At 72.4% G+C, this 15,287-nt stretch carries 16 protein-coding genes; 11 read left to right on the top strand and 5 right to left on the bottom strand.

Features of this window, described 5'->3' with window-relative positions; genetic code table 11:
• Nucleotides 1–2: 2 nt before the first annotated feature.
• Nucleotides 3–1,157, bottom strand: a complete 1,155-nt coding sequence (locus tag EBO15_RS24010) for a cytochrome P450 (RefSeq protein WP_122196694.1) — start codon at nt 1,155–1,157, stop codon at nt 3–5.
• A 164-nt stretch (nt 1,158–1,321) separates the two neighbouring features.
• Between EBO15_RS24010 and EBO15_RS24005 the strand changes: the two genes are divergently transcribed.
• From EBO15_RS24005 to EBO15_RS23985, 5 genes are read left to right on the top strand one after another with little or no spacing between them, the layout of a single operon-like run.
• On the top strand, nt 1,322–2,305 hold the full coding sequence (locus EBO15_RS24005) for a 3-oxoacyl-ACP synthase III family protein (RefSeq protein WP_233616400.1): 984 nt from the start codon (nt 1,322–1,324) through the stop codon (nt 2,303–2,305).
• Complete coding sequence (locus tag EBO15_RS24000) at nt 2,305–3,057, top strand: glycosyltransferase family 2 protein (protein WP_122196693.1); 753 nt, start codon at nt 2,305–2,307, stop codon at nt 3,055–3,057. Before EBO15_RS24005 ends, EBO15_RS24000 begins: the two co-directional genes overlap by 1 nt.
• A gap of 14 nt (nt 3,058–3,071) precedes the next feature.
• The gene (locus EBO15_RS23995) at nt 3,072–4,238 is read left to right on the top strand and encodes a cytochrome P450 (protein ID WP_122196692.1); all 1,167 of its coding nucleotides are present in this window, start codon (nt 3,072–3,074) and stop codon (nt 4,236–4,238) included.
• Nucleotides 4,235–5,737, top strand: a complete 1,503-nt coding sequence (locus EBO15_RS23990) for a class I adenylate-forming enzyme family protein (RefSeq protein WP_122196691.1) — start codon at nt 4,235–4,237, stop codon at nt 5,735–5,737. The genes EBO15_RS23995 and EBO15_RS23990 overlap by 4 nt, the downstream gene beginning before the upstream one ends.
• A complete protein-coding gene (locus tag EBO15_RS23985) occupies nt 5,734–6,627 on the top strand; it encodes an NAD-dependent epimerase/dehydratase family protein (protein ID WP_122196690.1) in 894 nt (297 codons plus the stop codon). Before EBO15_RS23990 ends, EBO15_RS23985 begins: the two co-directional genes overlap by 4 nt.
• Nucleotides 6,628–6,637: 10 nt before the next feature.
• Here the strand turns inward: EBO15_RS23985 and EBO15_RS23980 are convergent, their stop codons facing one another.
• Nucleotides 6,638–7,402 carry a GNAT family N-acetyltransferase gene (locus EBO15_RS23980; RefSeq protein ID WP_158628341.1) on the bottom strand — a complete coding sequence of 255 codons (765 nt, stop codon included), beginning with the start codon at nt 7,400–7,402 and terminating at the stop codon, nt 6,638–6,640.
• Between the two features lie 97 nt (nt 7,403–7,499).
• Nucleotides 7,500–8,192: an SDR family oxidoreductase gene (locus EBO15_RS23975; protein WP_122196688.1), complete on the bottom strand. Its 693-nt coding sequence runs from the start codon at nt 8,190–8,192 to the stop codon at nt 7,500–7,502.
• A 70-nt stretch (nt 8,193–8,262) separates the two neighbouring features.
• Here EBO15_RS23975 and EBO15_RS23970 point away from each other — a divergent pair, with 70 nt between their 5' ends.
• The gene (locus EBO15_RS23970) at nt 8,263–8,844 is read left to right on the top strand and encodes a TetR/AcrR family transcriptional regulator (RefSeq protein ID WP_199744766.1); all 582 of its coding nucleotides are present in this window, start codon (nt 8,263–8,265) and stop codon (nt 8,842–8,844) included.
• Between the two features lie 19 nt (nt 8,845–8,863).
• On the opposite strand, the gene EBO15_RS23965 is transcribed toward EBO15_RS23970, so the two are convergent.
• Complete coding sequence (locus EBO15_RS23965) at nt 8,864–9,565, bottom strand: pentapeptide repeat-containing protein (protein WP_122196687.1); 702 nt, start codon at nt 9,563–9,565, stop codon at nt 8,864–8,866.
• A 71-nt stretch (nt 9,566–9,636) separates the two neighbouring features.
• Between EBO15_RS23965 and EBO15_RS23960 the strand changes: the two genes are divergently transcribed.
• Nucleotides 9,637–10,248 carry a TetR/AcrR family transcriptional regulator gene (locus tag EBO15_RS23960; RefSeq protein ID WP_199744765.1) on the top strand — a complete coding sequence of 204 codons (612 nt, stop codon included), beginning with the start codon at nt 9,637–9,639 and terminating at the stop codon, nt 10,246–10,248.
• Nucleotides 10,249–10,310: 62 nt separating this feature from the next.
• Complete coding sequence (gene atpB, locus EBO15_RS23955; RefSeq protein ID WP_122196686.1) at nt 10,311–11,120, top strand: F0F1 ATP synthase subunit A; 810 nt, start codon at nt 10,311–10,313, stop codon at nt 11,118–11,120.
• Nucleotides 11,121–11,136: 16 nt separating this feature from the next.
• On the opposite strand, the gene EBO15_RS23950 is transcribed toward atpB, so the two are convergent.
• Entirely contained in the window at nt 11,137–12,333 is a 1,197-nt protein-coding gene (locus EBO15_RS23950; RefSeq protein WP_122196685.1) for a cytochrome P450, read from the bottom strand.
• A gap of 145 nt (nt 12,334–12,478) precedes the next feature.
• Between EBO15_RS23950 and EBO15_RS23945 the strand changes: the two genes are divergently transcribed.
• The 3 genes from EBO15_RS23945 (at nt 12,479) to EBO15_RS23935 (ending at nt 15,286) form a co-directional block, all read left to right on the top strand.
• Complete coding sequence (locus EBO15_RS23945; protein WP_233616399.1) at nt 12,479–13,297, top strand: SAM-dependent methyltransferase; 819 nt, start codon at nt 12,479–12,481, stop codon at nt 13,295–13,297.
• Nucleotides 13,298–13,419: 122 nt separating this feature from the next.
• Nucleotides 13,420–14,784 (top strand): AAA family ATPase, encoded by a 1,365-nt coding sequence (locus tag EBO15_RS23940; protein WP_122196683.1) that lies wholly within the window; start codon nt 13,420–13,422, stop codon nt 14,782–14,784.
• On the top strand, nt 14,726–15,286 hold the full coding sequence (locus EBO15_RS23935; protein WP_158628340.1) for an RloB family protein: 561 nt from the start codon (nt 14,726–14,728) through the stop codon (nt 15,284–15,286). The genes EBO15_RS23940 and EBO15_RS23935 overlap by 59 nt, the downstream gene beginning before the upstream one ends.
• Nucleotide 15,287: the final 1 nt, after the last annotated feature.

Raw genomic sequence — 15,287 nt, 5'->3', positions numbered from 1 at the left:
GGTCAAACCGAGGTGACCAGGAGTCTGGCGTAGGTGGGCACGAGGGCGCGGCGCGCCTCCGTGCGGCCGACGATCCGGTAGGGGCGGCCCGGCGTGTGGAGGGCCCGCAGGGTCGCCGCGACCTGGGCGCGGGCGATGGCCGCTCCGAGGCACAGGTGGCGTCCCGCGCCGAACCACAGCTGCCGGGTCTCGCGGACGTAGGGACGCGTGATGTCGAACGGCCCGGCCGCGTTGTTCGCCAGGTGGGTGAGCAGCAGAACGCGTTCGCCCGCGAAGAGGCGCGCGTGCGGGGTGAGCCGGACGTCGCGGGCCACGTGACGGCCGATGACCGGCGCCGGGGTCGCGACGCGCAGCCCCTCGCGGACGGCGTCCGGGAGCAGGCCCGGCTCGTCCAGGAGCAGGCGCTGCTGGCGGGCGTCGTGCAGGAGCGCGACCGTGCGCAGCGTCCCGGACACGCCCGTCTCGGTGCCCGCGACGACGAGCAGCGTCGCGAGACCGCGCGCCACCTCCTCGGGGAGCCCGAGCATGCGGCAGCGGCCCAGCAGGGTGGACGGCCCGGACGAGCGGTACGCGGACGGGACGGCGGCGGTCAGCTCGTCCACGATGGCATGGGCCTCCGACAGGACGCGCGCGGGAAGCCGGGTGGACGACGTCGTGCCCAGGGCGAGCGACGCCAGGTTCTCGCCGAGCGTGAACAGGCGGCGGTAGTCCTGCGGGGGGAGTCCGAGCAGGTCGCAGACCATGCGCCCGGCCAGGACGCGGGCCGTGTCGGCGAGGTCGACGGTCGCGCCTCCGGCGAGGGCGTCCGCGAGGCGCGCGTGGTGCGGGCCCTGCGTCCGCGCGATCAGCGCCCGCGCGGCGTCCTCGGTGAACAGGTCCCGGACGGACGAGCGCAGCTCGGTGTGGGCCGGCCCGTCGAAGAACCGTCCCATCTCCGGGCCGAACAGCTGCGCCCACAGGTGCCCGACGCCGCCCTCGCCGCCCATCGTGAACGTCGCGTGGTCGTTGAGCACCCGCCGGGCGAGGACGGGATCGGTCACCACCCAGCCCACGCGCGGCACCCGCGTCACCGGTCCGGCGTGCCGGAACGCGCAGATCAGGGCGTACAACCACGGATTGGCGGCCCAGAGCAGCCGGGCCTCGTTTCTGGTCAGCACGACCTTGATCCTTCCGACCGGGACGGGCCGCCGTATGGGCGAAGGTACTCAGGCCGGGATGAGTGCCCCGCACACCCTCACCACGTACGAAGCACCTGGTGAGGGCACGGGCGGCGGGCGACTCTGGAGGGGAACCGCCCAGACCAGAGACCCGGGGGACGACCGTGATCAGAGCGCGCATCGCCGGCGCCGCCGCCTACCTGCCCGAGACCGTGCTGACCAGCGCGGACGTGGAGGCGCGGATCGAGGGCCACCGGCCGCACCCGACCATCGTGGAGCGGATGACCGGCATCCGCGCCCGGCACGTCATGCGGCCCGACCAGCAGGCGTCGGACCTGGCGGTCGAGGCCGCCCGGCGGCTCGGCGCGGACCCGGCGAGCCTGGACCTGCTGGTCTTCGGGTCCGCCTCGCAGGACCTCGTCGAACCCGCCACCGCGCACATCGTCGCCGCCAAGCTCGGCGCGACCTGCCCGGTCTTCGACGTCAAGAACGCCTGCAACAGCTTCCTCAACGGGCTCCAGACGGCGGACGCGCTGATCCGGACGGGCCAGGCCGAACGGGCGCTGGTCTGCACGGGCGAGGCGCCGTCCCGGGCCGTCCGGTGGCGGGTCCGCGACCGGGCCCAGTTCGTCGACGCGTTCGCCGGGTACACGCTGTCGGACGCGGGCGCCGCCGTCCTCGTCGAGGCCGACCCGGACGGCCGCGGGATCTTCTACCGCGACTTCGCCGCCGTGTCGTCCGCGTGGGGTATCGGGACGCTGCCCGGCGGCGGGTCCATGCGGCCGCGCGACCCGGACGCGACGTACTTCAGCGGGGACGGGCGGAGGCTGAAGGACGCGTTCCTGGCCGCCGGACCCGAGATCTTCCTGACCGCGCTGGAAAAGACCGGCCTGACCTGGGACGACTTCGCCGTCGTGGCCGTCCACCAGGTGACGCTCCCCTATCTGGAGGTGCTGCGGTCGCTCCTCGGGATCCCGGCGGAGCGGCTCGTCGTGACGCTGCCGGAGCACGGGAACATGGCGTCCGCGACGCTGCCCGCGCAGCTCGCCGCCGCCTGGCGGGACGGCCGCTGCGGCCCCGGCGACCGGGTCGCGATGATCGGGCTGGCGGGCGGCGTCAGCCTCGGCGTGACCTTCATGGAGCTGTGATGGACCTCTGGGTCGTCGTCCCCGCCTACAACGAGGAGCGCTCGATCGGCGCGACGCTCCGCCGCCTCGCCGAGCAGACCGACCCCGGGTTCACCGTGGTCGTCGTCGACAACGCGAGCACCGACCGGACGGCCGAGGTCGTCCGGGACTTCGCCGCCGCGCATCCCAAGCCCGGCATCCGGATCGTCCACGAGCCGGAGAAGGGCACCGGCGCCGCCGCCGACACCGGCGTCCGGCACGCGATCTCCGCCGGGGCCACGCACGTCGCCCGCACCGACGCCGACTGCCTGCCCGGACCGGGCTGGGTCTCCGCCGTGAAGCGCGCCTTCGACGACGGGCTCGACATGGTCAGCGGGCCTCTGCGCCCGCGCACCGACGAGTTCCCGCTGAGGTTCTGGGAGCGGCGGCTGCTGCCGTCGGTCATCTCGGTCGCCGCCCTCTTCGGACGGTTCCGTCCCGGCAACCAGGACCCGCTGTTCCTCGGGCCGTACGTGATGATGCCGGGCTGCAACGTCGCCATCACCGCCGACCTGTACGAACGCTCCGGCGGCTTCCCGCGCACCCGCATCGAGGACGTCCACGAGGACCGCGCCCTGGTCAACCGCGTCCGCTACCTGACCGACCGGTACGGCCTGCGCCCGGACGTCGTCGTCTACGGCTCCGTCCGCCGCCTCCGCGCGTTCGGCCTGGTCCGCACCCTCGGCTGGTACGCCGACCACCGCTACCGTCCGCCGATCGTCGACATCCGCTGAAGGGAGGCAGGCACGTGGGATCGCCTTTCGCGCGGTTCGACTGGGAGACGCGGCTGTACCTGGCGGCGCATCCGGTGGCGTACCCGCTGCTCCGCGGGCTCGCGCGGCTCGGACCCGTCGTCCGGGTGCCGGGCGTCGGGGTCGTGGTGAACGACGCCCACCACGCCCGCGACGTCCTGATGGACGGCGAGACGTTCCGCAAGGACGGCCCGGGATCGCCCGGCGAGCTGTGGACGCCGGTGCTCGGCCCGTCCGTGCTGCTCAACATGGAGGGCGACGCCCACCGCGCGCTGCGCCGCCGCCTCACCGGCCTCTTCGCGCCCGGCTACGCCGAATCCCTGGTGGACGACGTCCTGGCCGTTCCCCTCAGGGACGTGTCGGACCGGCTCGCGCGCGGCGAGGAGGTCGACGTCGTCGCGCTGATGCGCGTGATGGCGGGCGCGGTGATCAGCCGGGTCATCGGACTGGAGACGGCGTCCGAGCACGACTACCGCGCCCTCTTCGAGGCGGGCGAGCGGATCGTGTCGATGATCTCCCTGCGGACCCGGCGCCTCACGCCGTCGCAGATCGCGCGCGCACGAGCCGTCCTGAACCCGCTCGGCGACATCGCCGCGCAGGCGTACGCCGAGGGCTCGCCGTCCACCGTGATGGGCCGCATGCGGACCCTCGGCCTCACCGAGAGCGAGGCGCGCGGCGCGGCCGGCGCCTTCTTCCTCACCGGGACCGAGACCGTCGCCACCCTCGTCCCGCGCCTCATCGCCCTCCTCCACGACACCGGCACGATGGACGCCCCCGACCTGGACCGCGCGATCGACGAGGCCATGCGCGTGACGACGCCGACGCCCGTCATGCTGCGCAGCGTCCACGCCGAGACCCGGATCGCGGACGTGGCCGTGGGGCCCGGCGACCGCGTCCTCATCGCCACCTCCAACTGCTGCCGCGCGTACGGCCCGTTCGACCCGAGCCGGCCCACGCCGCCTGAGCTGCGGCGACTCTGGTTCGGGGCGGGTCCGCACTTCTGCCTCGGTTACCCGCTCGCCCTGGCCGAGACCCGGGCCGTCGGCCGCGCGCTGCTGGCCGCCGGGCCCCTGACGATCACGCACCGGACCGCCGCCCGGGGCGTCCTGATCCCGACCTACCGCCACCTCCGCGTCCGCCGCGGTGAGGAGAACGCCCGATGACCCTGATCCGACGCCTCCTGGACCAGGCGGCGCGCACCCCGTCCGCCGTCGCGCTCGTCGCGGGCGACGGGACCGAGATGACCTACGGCGAGCTGCGCCACCGGATCCTCGCCGTCCGGCACGGGCTGCGGGCGAACGGCATGCGGGCGGGGGACGGCGTCCTGTTCTCGGTGCGGCCGTCCCGGGACAGCCTCGTCCTGGCGCTCGGCGTCGTCGCCGCCGGGGGAGTGGTCGTGTTCGCCGACCCCGGTGCGGGCCCCGAGATGTTCGCCGCCCGCCTCCGCCTCGCGTCCCCGCGCTGGTCGGCGGCCGAATCCGTCCTGTACGCGGCGAGCCGCCTCCGGCCCGTCCGCGCCCTGGCGCGCCGCCGCGGCCTCCTCCTGCCCGACCTCGCGGACCTTCCGCTCCGGCACATCCACACCGGGCCCCGCCTGCCCGGCGTCCCGCGCGACTCGCTCAGCCTCCACAGCCTCCTGACCGGGCACGACGCGTCCGACCCCGGCCCCGAGGCGGACCCCGATCCGGACGCGCCCGCGGCCGTCATCTTCACCTCCGGGACCACGGCGAAGCCGCGGGCGGTCGTCCACACCCAGGCGTCGCTCGTCGCCGCGCTCGACCTGTTCCGCGAGCGGCTGCCTCTGGGGCCGGGCGACGTCGTCCACACGGACCAGCTGATGCTCGGGCTTCCGACGCTGGTCTCCGGGGCGCGCTGGTCGATGCCGCCTCTGTCCGCGTCGCCGAAACGGTTCGCGCTGCAGCTCCGCGAACGCGGCGCGACGCACACCTTCTGCGTCCCCGTGCACCTGGCCGAGGTCTTGGACGCCGAGCCGTTGCTGCCCAAGTCCTTGCGCTACGTCCTGCTGGGTGCCGCGCCCGCTCCGGCCGGTGTGCTGAGGCGCGCGATCGAGGCCGCACCGCATGCGGAGGTGCTCTCCGTGTATGCGATGACCGAGATCCTGCCTGTCGCCATTGCGTCCGCTCAGGAGAAACTCGCCCACACCAGTGGTGGCGACAACCTCGGCACCCCGCTCGTGCACACGCGCGTAGCTTCGGACGGCGAACTCTGGCTCTCCGGCCCGAACCTGTGCCGCGGCTACCTCGGCGAACCGCCGCTCACCGAACTCCCCACGGGCGACCTCGTCCGCAGGGAAAGTGACCGGCTGGTACTCATCGGCCGCAAGAAGGACATGCTCATCCGCGGCAAGTTCAACTTGTACCCGGGGCTCTACGAACCCGCGATCACCACCCTGGACGGCGTGGACGAGGCCGCCATCGTCGGCGTCCCCGACCCGGAGACCGGCGACGAGGAGGTCGTCCTCGCCGTCACCGGGACCGCCACCCCCGATGAGCTGCGGCGACGTCTCCCGCAGCTCATCGACCACGACGCCCTGCCGGACCGGATCGTCGTCCTGCCGTCCCTGCCGCGCTCCGGCCGGACCCGCAAGCTCGACCGCGACCGGCTGCGGGAGGCCGTCCTGCCGCGCGAGGCCGTCCGATGAGGATCGCCGTCACCGGCGCGTCCGGCTTCGTCGGCGGAGCCGTCGCCCGCGCCCTCGCCGCCGCCGACCACGACGTCCTCACCTTCGGACGCCGTCCCGGCCACCGCTTCTGGGACATCACCCACGGCCCCCTCGGAACCCCGCCGCCCGTCGACGCCGTGATCCACTGCGCGGGCGGCGTCACCGACTGGGGCCCCGCTTCCGACCTGTTCGCCGTCAACCTGCTCGGCACCCGCAACGTCCTCGCGACCTGGCCGGGCGCCCGGTTCGTCCATGTCAGCACGGCGAGCGTCTACGACGCCCGCGTCCCGCATGTCATGACCCCCGAGTCCGCGGGTCCCGCCGTCCGGCACCTCAACGCGTACAGCGCGTCCAAGGCCGCCGCCGAGCGCCTCGTCCTGAGCCGCCCGGACGCCGTCGTCCTGCGTCCCCACGCCGTCTACGGGCCGGGCGACACGACGCTGCTGCCCCGTGTCCTGTCGGCCGTCCGGGGGCCTGTCCTCCCCGCCGTCGGCACCGGCCGTCAGCGGATCAGCCTCACGTCGATCGGCAACCTCGTCCACGCCTGCCGTCAGGCCCTGACCGGTCCGCCCGGCGTCTACAACGTCACCGACGCCGAGCCCGTCCTCCTCGACACGGCGCTCCGCGCGCTCTTGGCCGAGCGAGGCGTCCGGGCCCGCCCCCTCTACCTTCCGCACCGTCCGGCCAAGGCCCTCGCCGCTCTCGCCGAGGGCACCTACCTTCTGGCGCGCAGCCCCCGCCCGCCCCACCTGACCCGCTACGCCATCAGCCACCTCGCCCAGCACCGCACCTACGACATCACCGCCGCCCGCGCCGCCCTCGCCTACCTCCCCGCCGCCACGAGCTTCAAGGGGGCCGCTACTTGGTAGCCCCCGGCGTCTACGGGCGCAGCGAGATGAAGAGGGCCTCGCCCTGCTTCTGGTAGCCGACGCGTGCGTAGACGCTGGCCGCCCGGTCGTCGGCCGGGGTGAGGAACAGGGTGGTGATTCCGGCTCGTGCGCCCGCGCGGGTGAGGGCGGCCGTGACGGCGCCCCCGACGCCCCGGCGGCGGTGGGACGGGGCGGTGGCGATGCCCGCGACCTCGGCGACGCCCGACTTCGGGGCGAGGAGCATGCCCGCGCCGATGATCTCGCCCGAGGTCGTGTCGCGGGCGGCGGCGACCAGGCCGTCCCCGGCGAGGACGCGGCGCAGGCGCGTGAGGTCGTGCTCGGCGGGCGGGGGCGCGCCGAACGCGGCGTTGGTGACCCGGGCGACGGCCCACAGGTCGTCCGTCGCGGACGCGGGGACGAGGCCGACGCCGACGCCGACGCCTGGGCCGACCGGCGCGTCCACGTCCTCGGACGGCGGGCGGACCAGCAGCGGGAAGCGGCCCTCGGGGGTGAACCCGGCGGCGAGGAGGGCGGCCTCGACCCTCGGCGCGGCGCGCGGGACGTATTCGAGGCGGGGAACGCGGGACCGGTCCCGGAAGGCCCTGATCAGGGCGTCGATCTCGTCCGCCGTCGGGTCCGCGTCGTCGTCGGGGACGGCGAAGTTGAACGGCAGGTCGGGATCGTCCGCGTTGATCTTGGCGGTGAACGGCCCGACCCGGAGCCGCTGGTCGTCGGGGATGGTCCGCAGGAACGCCTGCACGTCGTTGATCAGCACGACCGCGCAGGCTACGCCGGACGCGGCGGCGGCGGCCAGCGATTTTGCGGGTCGGCCCCGGGACGCGCGAGGGCGTTCCGGGGCCGGGGGCGGAGGGTCAGGAAATGGTGCTGCCGCCGTCGACCGGGAGGATCGTTCCGGTGACGTAGTCGGCGGTGACCAGGTAGGCGATCGCGTCCGCGACCTCCTCGGGACGGCCGGGGCGCGGGACCGGCAGCGCGCCGGTGAAGCGGCCGAACGTCTCGTCACGCTGGTCCTCCGGGACGAACGACCACCAGGGCGTGTCGATCAGGCCCGGGGCGACGACGTTCACGCGGACGGGCGCGAGCTCGGCGGCGAGCGGCGGGACGGTCCGCTCGATCGCGCCGTTCACCGCCGCGAGCACGGCCGTGCCCGGGTTCGCCGCGCGGGCGGACGCGGCCGACAGCATGGTGATCGAACCCTTGACCTTGCCCTGCGACAACCGGATCGCCGACAGGTACGCGAAAAGCTTGCCCTCGAACATCCGCCGGACGGCGTCGTCGCCGACCTCGGCCACCGGGCCCAGGGCGTCCGCGCCGGGGCTGAAAGCGAGGACCAGGTGGTCGAACTCCCCGGTCCGCTCGAAGAACTCGCGCACCTGGGTCTCGTCGGTGCCGTCGACCTGCTCGGCGGCGGAAACGGTGGCCTTGAGCTCGGCGAGCTTCTCGGGGGCACGCCCGGTGACGATCACCTCGGCGCCCTGCGCGGTGAGCCGCTCGGCCGCCGCGCGGCCGATTCCGGACGTGCCACCCATGACTACGACGCGCATCTGCTTACTTCCTTTTCTAGACGGTACGTCTCGATTTTATACGAGACGTACCGTCTTGTAAATTGGCGGGATGACCGGACAACGCGGCCCCGGCCGTCCGCGCAGCGAGGCGGCCCGGCGGGCGATTCTCGAAGCGGCCATGGGCGAGCTCCAGGAGCGCGGGTACGCCGCGCTGACCATGCAGGGCATCGCGGCCCGCGCGGGCGTGGGGAAGCAGACGGTCTACCGCTGGTGGCCGTCCAAGGCGGAGGTCGTGCTGGAGGCCATGGCCGGGCTGGTGGAGGCGGCGGTCGCCGTCCCCGACGAGGGGTCGCTCGGCGCCGACCTGGACGTCTTCCTCGCCCCGACCTTCCGCCAGCGCGGGCAGCGCGCCGCCCTCGTCGGGCTGATGGCCGAGGCGCTGCTCGAACCGGGGTTCGCGGCGCGGTTCCGGGAGCGCTTCCTGCTCGTGCGGCGCGAGGTGTTCCGCTCGATCCTCGACCGCGCGGCCGCGCGCGGCGAGGTCGCGCCGGACGCCGACCCCGAGCTGCTGACGGACCTCGTCTACGGCGTGCTCTGGTACCGGCTCATGCTGGAGCACGCCCCGCTCGACGAGGAGCTCGGCCACCGGCTGAGCCGCCTGGTCGTCCGCGAGGCCGCCGATCCGTCCTGACCGTCCCGGTCCGGGGAACTCAGTCGTCGATCGTGACGCCCAGCGCGGTGGCGAAGGACGGCAGTAGCGAGCGCGCGTCGGACGGCCCGACCGTCGCGCCGTCCAGGCCGTCCACGCCGCCGAGGCCGGACAGGTCGCACCCGTCGAACCGGACGTCCCGCACGGACGCCTGGCTGAACTGGGCCGCGACCAGCGCGCAGTCCTCGAACCGGACGTCGCGCAGCTCGGCGTTCTGGAAGTTCGCCTCGGTGAGGTTGCAGTCGCGGAACACCACGTTCCGGAGCACCGCGAAGCGGAATCCGGACAGGTCGGCGCGGCAGCCCTCGAACGTCACGTCGCGCAGGCCCGACTCGGTGAACTGCGTGCCGGTCATCCGGCAGGTGGTGACCGCGGTGTTGAAGAAGCGGGAGTCGAACAGCCGCAGGTTGGCCAGGTCGCAGCCGCGGAACGCGACGTCGGCGAAGCCCGCGCGGTGCAGGGTGAGCCCGGCGAGCCGCGTGTCGGTGAAGCGGCAGCGCTCGAACGTGACGTCCTCCGGGTCCTCCCCGGGGGTGACCAGGTCGAGCGCGCCGTAGTCCAGGGTCAGGAACTTGGCGTCGTGGACGAGTTCGGCGTCGTCGCGCCCGGCGGGGACGAGCCCCTGGGGAAGACGCGGAAGGCGCGGGAGGCGCGGAAGGCGCGGTTGCCGGGGGGAGCGCGGACTCGTGCTTGACGCGGACATGCCGCCGACCGTACCCGACCCGGCCGTACCCTGGCCGGGTCGTATTCCCGGGGGACGGAGGGCGTGGCGCGGTGCCGAAGAAGGTCGATCACGAGCAGCGGCGCAGGCAGATCGCCGGGGCGCTGCTGCGGATCGCGGGCGCGCGCGGGCTCCAGGCGGCCACGATGCGCGAGGTCGCGGCCGAGGCGGGGGTGTCGGTCCGGCTCGTCCAGTACTACTTCGAGAGCAAGCTGGAGCTGCTCCTCGGCGCGGTGCCGTTCCTGGGGGAGCAGATGTCGGCGCGGATGGTCTCGCGGATCGCCGAGGAGAGCGGCGGCGCGTCCCCGCCGCCGCCGCGCGCGGTCCTGGAGGGCGCGCTCACCGCGGTCATGCCCCTGGACGACGAGGGCCGGCGGCTCTGGCGCACCTACAACGCCTTCTTCCTCCTCGTCCTGGACGATCCCGGCTTCGCCGAGCGGGTCGGGTCGCCGCACCACAGCGCGACGGACCGTTTCCTCGCCGAGCACATCACGCGCGCGCAGGAGGCCGGCGAGATCGACCCCGGCCTGGACGCGCTGACCACGGCCGCCGGGCTGTTCACGATGGCGCAGGGGCTCGGCTCCGGCGTGATGGCCGGGCACCGGGACGGCGCGGAGGCCCGCGCGATCCTCGTCTACCACCTGGACCGGCTGTTCCGGCGTTAGTGATACGCCTGTACCATTTCTAAGTGGTACAGGCGTATCATCATGCTCGGGAGGGCCGCCGCATGCCGACCGCACCGTCCGCACCGATCCCGCGGATCGCAGCCGACGAGTTCCACGCCCCCGGCGGGGAGCTGTTCCAGTGGGGGCCGCTCTGGCCGGGTGTGCTGCCCGACTGGATCACCAAGCCGGTGCTGCTGATCGTGCTCTCGGCCGTGGCGGTGATCGTCTTCTCCTGGCGCGCGTTCGGGCGCCCGGCGCTCGTCCCGCGCGGGGTCCAGAACCTCGGGGAGGTCGGCCACCTGTTCGTCCGCGACCAGATCGCGCGGCCGATGATCGGCGCGGACGGCGACCGGTGGATGCCGTTCCTGCTGCCGCTGTTCCTGTTCGTCCTCGCCATGAACCTCATGGGGGACGTGCCCGTCCTGCAACTGCCCGCGACCTCGCACTTCGCGATGCCGCTGCTGCTCGCGCTGCTCTGCTACGCGCTCTACCTGGTTATCAGCGTCCGCGAGCAGGGGCTCGCCGGATACCTCCGGAACATCATGTTCCCGCCCGGCCTGCCCGTCTGGGTGTACGTGTTCTACGCGCCGATCGAACTGCTCCAGCACCTGGTCCTGCGGCCGTTCACGCAGTCGGTGCGGCTGTTCGCGAACATGTTCGCCGGGCACATCCTGCTGGCCTTCTTCGCGACCGTGGCGTGGTGGTTCCTCCTGGAACGGCCCACGGTCGCGGGCCTCGGGCTGGGCGTGGTCGGGGTGCTGATGTCGGTGGTCCTGACCGCCTTCGAGATCTTCGTCCAGGTCCTTCAGGCGTACATCTTCACGCTGCTCGCCGCGTCCTACATCGGCGGCGCGCTGCACCCCGACCACTGAGGCCGTCCGGCCCGGGTCAGTGGCGGGCGGTGATCCGGGTCGGGAGCGCCACGAAACCGCGGTCGTTGGACGAGTAGATGCGCTTCACGCCCGCCTCGTCCACCTCGAAGTCGGCGACGGCGGACGCGATCTCCGACAGCGCGATGCGCGCCTCCAGCCGTCCGAGCGCCGAGCCCAGGCAGTGGTGGCGGCCGATGCCGAACGACAGCGCCCGCCCGGTGTCGCGGTCGAGGTCGAAGGTCTCCGGGTCCTTGAAGACGCGCGGGTCGCGGTTCGCCGAGCCCAGCAGGGCCAGTACGCGGCCGTCCTTCGGGACGGTGACGCCGTGCAGCTCGACGTCCTCGGTCGCGGTCCGCGCCAGCGCCTGCGTGGACGGGTCGTACCGCAGGGTCTCCTCGATCCACGCGTTCACGCGGCCGCCGCGCAGCGCCGCGGCGCGGGCGTCCGGGTGCGTCCAGGCGGCGTGCCAGCAGTTGCCGATCAGCAGCATGGACGTCTCGATCCCGGCCCCGACCAGCAGGATCAGCACCCCGACGATCTCCTCGGGGGTCAGCCGGTCCTCGCCCTCGCCGACGTCCAGCAGGCCGGACAGCAGGTCGTCGCGGCGCTCCCCGGCGCGCTCGATCGTCAGCTGCGTGTAGTAGCCGACGAGCTCGCCGATCGCCTGCAGCGCCTCCGGCGGCAGGTCGGTCACCGGGCCGGGGACGTCCTCCGGCCGGTGCATGATCGCCGAGCCGAGGTCGCGGACCCGGTCCCGGTCGGCCTCGGGGACGCCGACCAGCTCGGAGATCACGTCGGTCGGGAACCGGGCGGCGAAGTCGGTCATCAGGTCGAACTCGCCGGCCTCCAGCAGTGGCGCGAGGTGGCCGCGCGCGATCTCGCGCAGGCGCGGCTCGAGCGCGGCGATCCGCCGGGCCGTGAACGCGCGGGACACCAGGCCGCGCATCCGGGTGTGCTTGGGCGGGTCCATCGCGACGAACGAGAAGAACCGCTCCGCGTCCGGACCCCAGAACGCGGGCTCGATCCGCAGCCCGTTCACGCTGGAGAAACGCGCCGAGTCGCGCAGCGCCGCCTCGACGTCCTCGTGCCTGGACAGGACCCAGATGTCGTCCTCGTCGTTCCGGTGGACCGGGGCTTCCTCGCGCAGGCGCTCGTACACCGGGTACGGGTCCTTCTGGACATCGAAGTCGAACGGGCTGTAACGGACACTCATGGGGAAGGGCCTTCCGCGTCGTCGCGACCGAAGAGTGAGACGATCATGGCTGGAAAAGTCCCGGCGATCCACCCCGAAACGCGTGAACCCGGTGACGTCCGGCACAATTGATCACGCATCGACCCGCTCGAAAACGAGGTGCACCGTGAGCGCCGAGCGCGCCCCCCGTGGGATCGACCCCAGCAAGCCGCATCCGGCCCGTCGCTACAACTACTGGCTCGGCGGCAAGGACAACTTCCAGGCCGACCGCGTCTCCGGCGAGGCCGTCGCGTCCGGCTTCCCGACGATCCGGCACGCCGCGATCGAGAACCGCCGGTTCATGCAGCGCGCCGTCCGGTACCTCGCGGAGGAGGAGGGCATCCGGCAGTTCCTGGACGTCGGCACCGGCCTGCCGTCCGCGGGCAACGTCCACGAGATCGCCCAGGAGATCGACCCGGCGAGCCGCATCGTCTACGTCGACAACGACCCGATCGTCCTCGTGCACGCGCGCGCCCTGCTGACCAGCTCGCCCGAGGGCGCGACCGCCTACCTGGACTCCGACCTGCGCGAACCCCGGCGCATCCTCGCCGACCCGGCCCTGCACAAGACCCTCGACCTGACCGAGCCGGTCGCGCTGATGCTGGTCGCCATCACCCACTTCCTCACCGACGAGGACGACGCGTACGGCACCGTCCGCACCCTCGTCGACGCCCTCGCCCCGGGCAGCTTCGTCGTCATCACCAACGCCACCCAGGACCACCTCACCCCCGAGGAACGCGCCGCCGTGGACGAGGCGAACCAGCGCAGCGGCATCCCCTTCCGCAACCGCTCCGCCGACGAGGTCGCCCGCTTCTTCGACGGCCTCGACCTCCTCGCCCCCGGCGTCGGCTCGGTCATCGACTGGCGTCCGGACCCCGCCCGCGACGACCACGCCCCGACCGTCAAGCAGGTCTCCATGCACGGCGCTGTAGCCCGCGTCCCCTGACCGGCGTCAAGACGCGCGGTCACGCTGGCGATTTATGTGATTACATAGAGTGCCTAGCGCCCCGCGTGGGTTTTCGGCAGGCTTGAGGGGGAAGCCCGAAGTAGGGGGAGGTTAGAGAAGCGATGCTGCTGAGTTTCCGCGCGGCTAACCACAGATCGATCCGGAGTGAGCAACAGCTGCTGCTCACTCCGTCCTACGCTTCGGACCTTCCGGACGCGACCCCCCGGCCGGCGCTCCCGGTGGTCGGCATCTTCGGGCCCAACGCCTCCGGAAAGTCGAACGTGTTCGATGCCTTCCGGTTCGCCCAGGCGATGGTGATCGGCTCGTTTCGTGAGAGCGAGCCCGACGAGGGGGTGCGCCGCTACCCGTTCGCCGGAGCGGACGGCAGTCCGTCCAGTTATGTGACCGACCTGTCGATCGACGGCGACCACTTCACGTACGGGTTCTCCGTGGACGACGGCGGCGTGGTCGAAGAATGGATGTACAGCTATCCGCGCGGACGTGAGCGCACGCTGTTCCACAGGCGGCGGGCGGACTATCGGTACGGCGAGAAGACGCCCCAGAGCCTGAAGGACATCGAGCAGTTCACCGAGCCGAACGTGCTGTTCATCTCGGTGGCCGCGAGGGCGCGGCAGGAGTCCGTCCGGCCGGTCTATGACTGGTTCGCCCTTACCGACTTCCGCGACCAGTCCACTGGGGGCATCCGCCGTTACCGCCTGTTCCAGGAGCGGGTGCTACGGCGAGCCGGATATCTCGACCGGCTCTCCGTTCTCCTTCGTGCGGCGGATACGGGCATCGAACAAGCGGAGATCCTCGAAGAGGGGGATGGCGAGTACCAGGCGCGTATGGCTCGCTTGGAGGCGGGGGTGCAGGGAGGGCTGAGTAAGGAGAGGCGCCGCGTCCTGAGCCTCCGCCACCGGAGTGAGGACGGGACCTTCTCGCTGAGCGTGGATGAGGAGTCGGCCGGAACAAAGGCGCTGCTCGACCTGAGTCTCCCGGCGTTCGCCTCCCTCGACCGGGGCACCCTGCTCATGGTGGACGAGCTGGACGCGAGCCTGCATCCGTTCCTGAGCGCCCAGTTGATCAGGCTCTTCCAGGATCCTGAGACCAACCCCCGGGGTGCCCAGCTCGTCTTCACCAGCCACGACGCCTCACTTCTGGGACGGATCCAGGGAGCGGAAGTGCTCCATCGCGACCAGATCTGGTTCACTCAGAAAGACGATTCGGGGGAGACGGAACTCTTCCCGCTGTCCGAGTTCAGGCCGCGGAAGGACGAGAACCGAGAGCGGCGTTACCTCGCGGGGCGATACGGTGCGGTGCCTGTCGTGAACGACGAACTCTTCGTCGCCGCCCTCGCAGCCCGTGAGGACCCCCCCAATGTCTCCAAGAGTTCCGAAGCCCAGCGGATCCAGGCGAGAGAACGATCCCGTGTCCAGGACCACGGACCTGCGCCGTCGTCCAAGCGGTTCGAAGGACGAGCGCCGTAGTTACCTGATCCTCTGTGAAGGTAAGACGGAGAAGCTCTACTTCACCGGAATGCGCACACGTCTGGGTCCGGAGCTCGCCGTGGACGCGCCGGGCGGAAGTCATGTGGAAGTGGTCCGGGAGGCCGTCCGCAGGTGTGTCGACGAATACGACGAGGTCTGGTGTGTTCTCGACACGGAACTGGACGGCGATCTGATCGAGCGGATCCAAACCGCGGCATCGGAGGCCCGTGTCGACCTCGCGCTTTCAGCGCCGAGTTTCGAAACGTGGCTGCTCCTGCACCTGAAGGATTGCGCGTCCCCTTTCGCCTCTGCCGAGCAGGCGAAGAAGGCACTCGCGGTCACCTGCCCCGGCTGGAGCGAGGCGAGGACCAGGTTCGCCGACTTCAGGAAGGGCGTGGACGACGCGTGTGATCGCGCCAGGAAGCTGCACGGGGGTGAGCGGGACCCGCGGTTGAACCCCTTCACTGATGTCTGGAGGCTCGTGGAGAGCATCCTCCGGTAGC

The sequence above is a fragment of the Actinomadura harenae genome (assembly GCF_003696215.1).
In the GTDB taxonomy this organism is placed as follows: domain Bacteria; phylum Actinomycetota; class Actinomycetes; order Streptosporangiales; family Streptosporangiaceae; genus Spirillospora; species Spirillospora harenae.
The sequence above is the reverse complement of the archived record's forward strand: the minus strand, read 5'-3'. Positions and strand labels throughout refer to the sequence as shown.

Coding starts and splice junctions, on each gene's coding strand:
- EBO15_RS23970 (WP_199744766.1), top strand. CDS start 8,263: ATGACCGGACAACGCGGCCCCGGCCGTCCGCGCAGCGAGGCGGCCCGG.
- EBO15_RS23975 (WP_122196688.1), bottom strand. CDS start 8,192: ATGCGCGTCGTAGTCATGGGTGGCACGTCCGGAATCGGCCGCGCGGCG.
- EBO15_RS24000 (WP_122196693.1), top strand. CDS start 2,305: ATGGACCTCTGGGTCGTCGTCCCCGCCTACAACGAGGAGCGCTCGATC.
- EBO15_RS23985 (WP_122196690.1), top strand. CDS start 5,734: ATGAGGATCGCCGTCACCGGCGCGTCCGGCTTCGTCGGCGGAGCCGTC.
- EBO15_RS23950 (WP_122196685.1), bottom strand. CDS start 12,333: ATGAGTGTCCGTTACAGCCCGTTCGACTTCGATGTCCAGAAGGACCCG.
- atpB (WP_122196686.1), top strand. CDS start 10,311: ATGCCGACCGCACCGTCCGCACCGATCCCGCGGATCGCAGCCGACGAG.
- EBO15_RS23990 (WP_122196691.1), top strand. CDS start 4,235: ATGACCCTGATCCGACGCCTCCTGGACCAGGCGGCGCGCACCCCGTCC.
- EBO15_RS23965 (WP_122196687.1), bottom strand. CDS start 9,565: ATGTCCGCGTCAAGCACGAGTCCGCGCTCCCCCCGGCAACCGCGCCTT.
- EBO15_RS23940 (WP_122196683.1), top strand. CDS start 13,420: ATGCTGCTGAGTTTCCGCGCGGCTAACCACAGATCGATCCGGAGTGAG.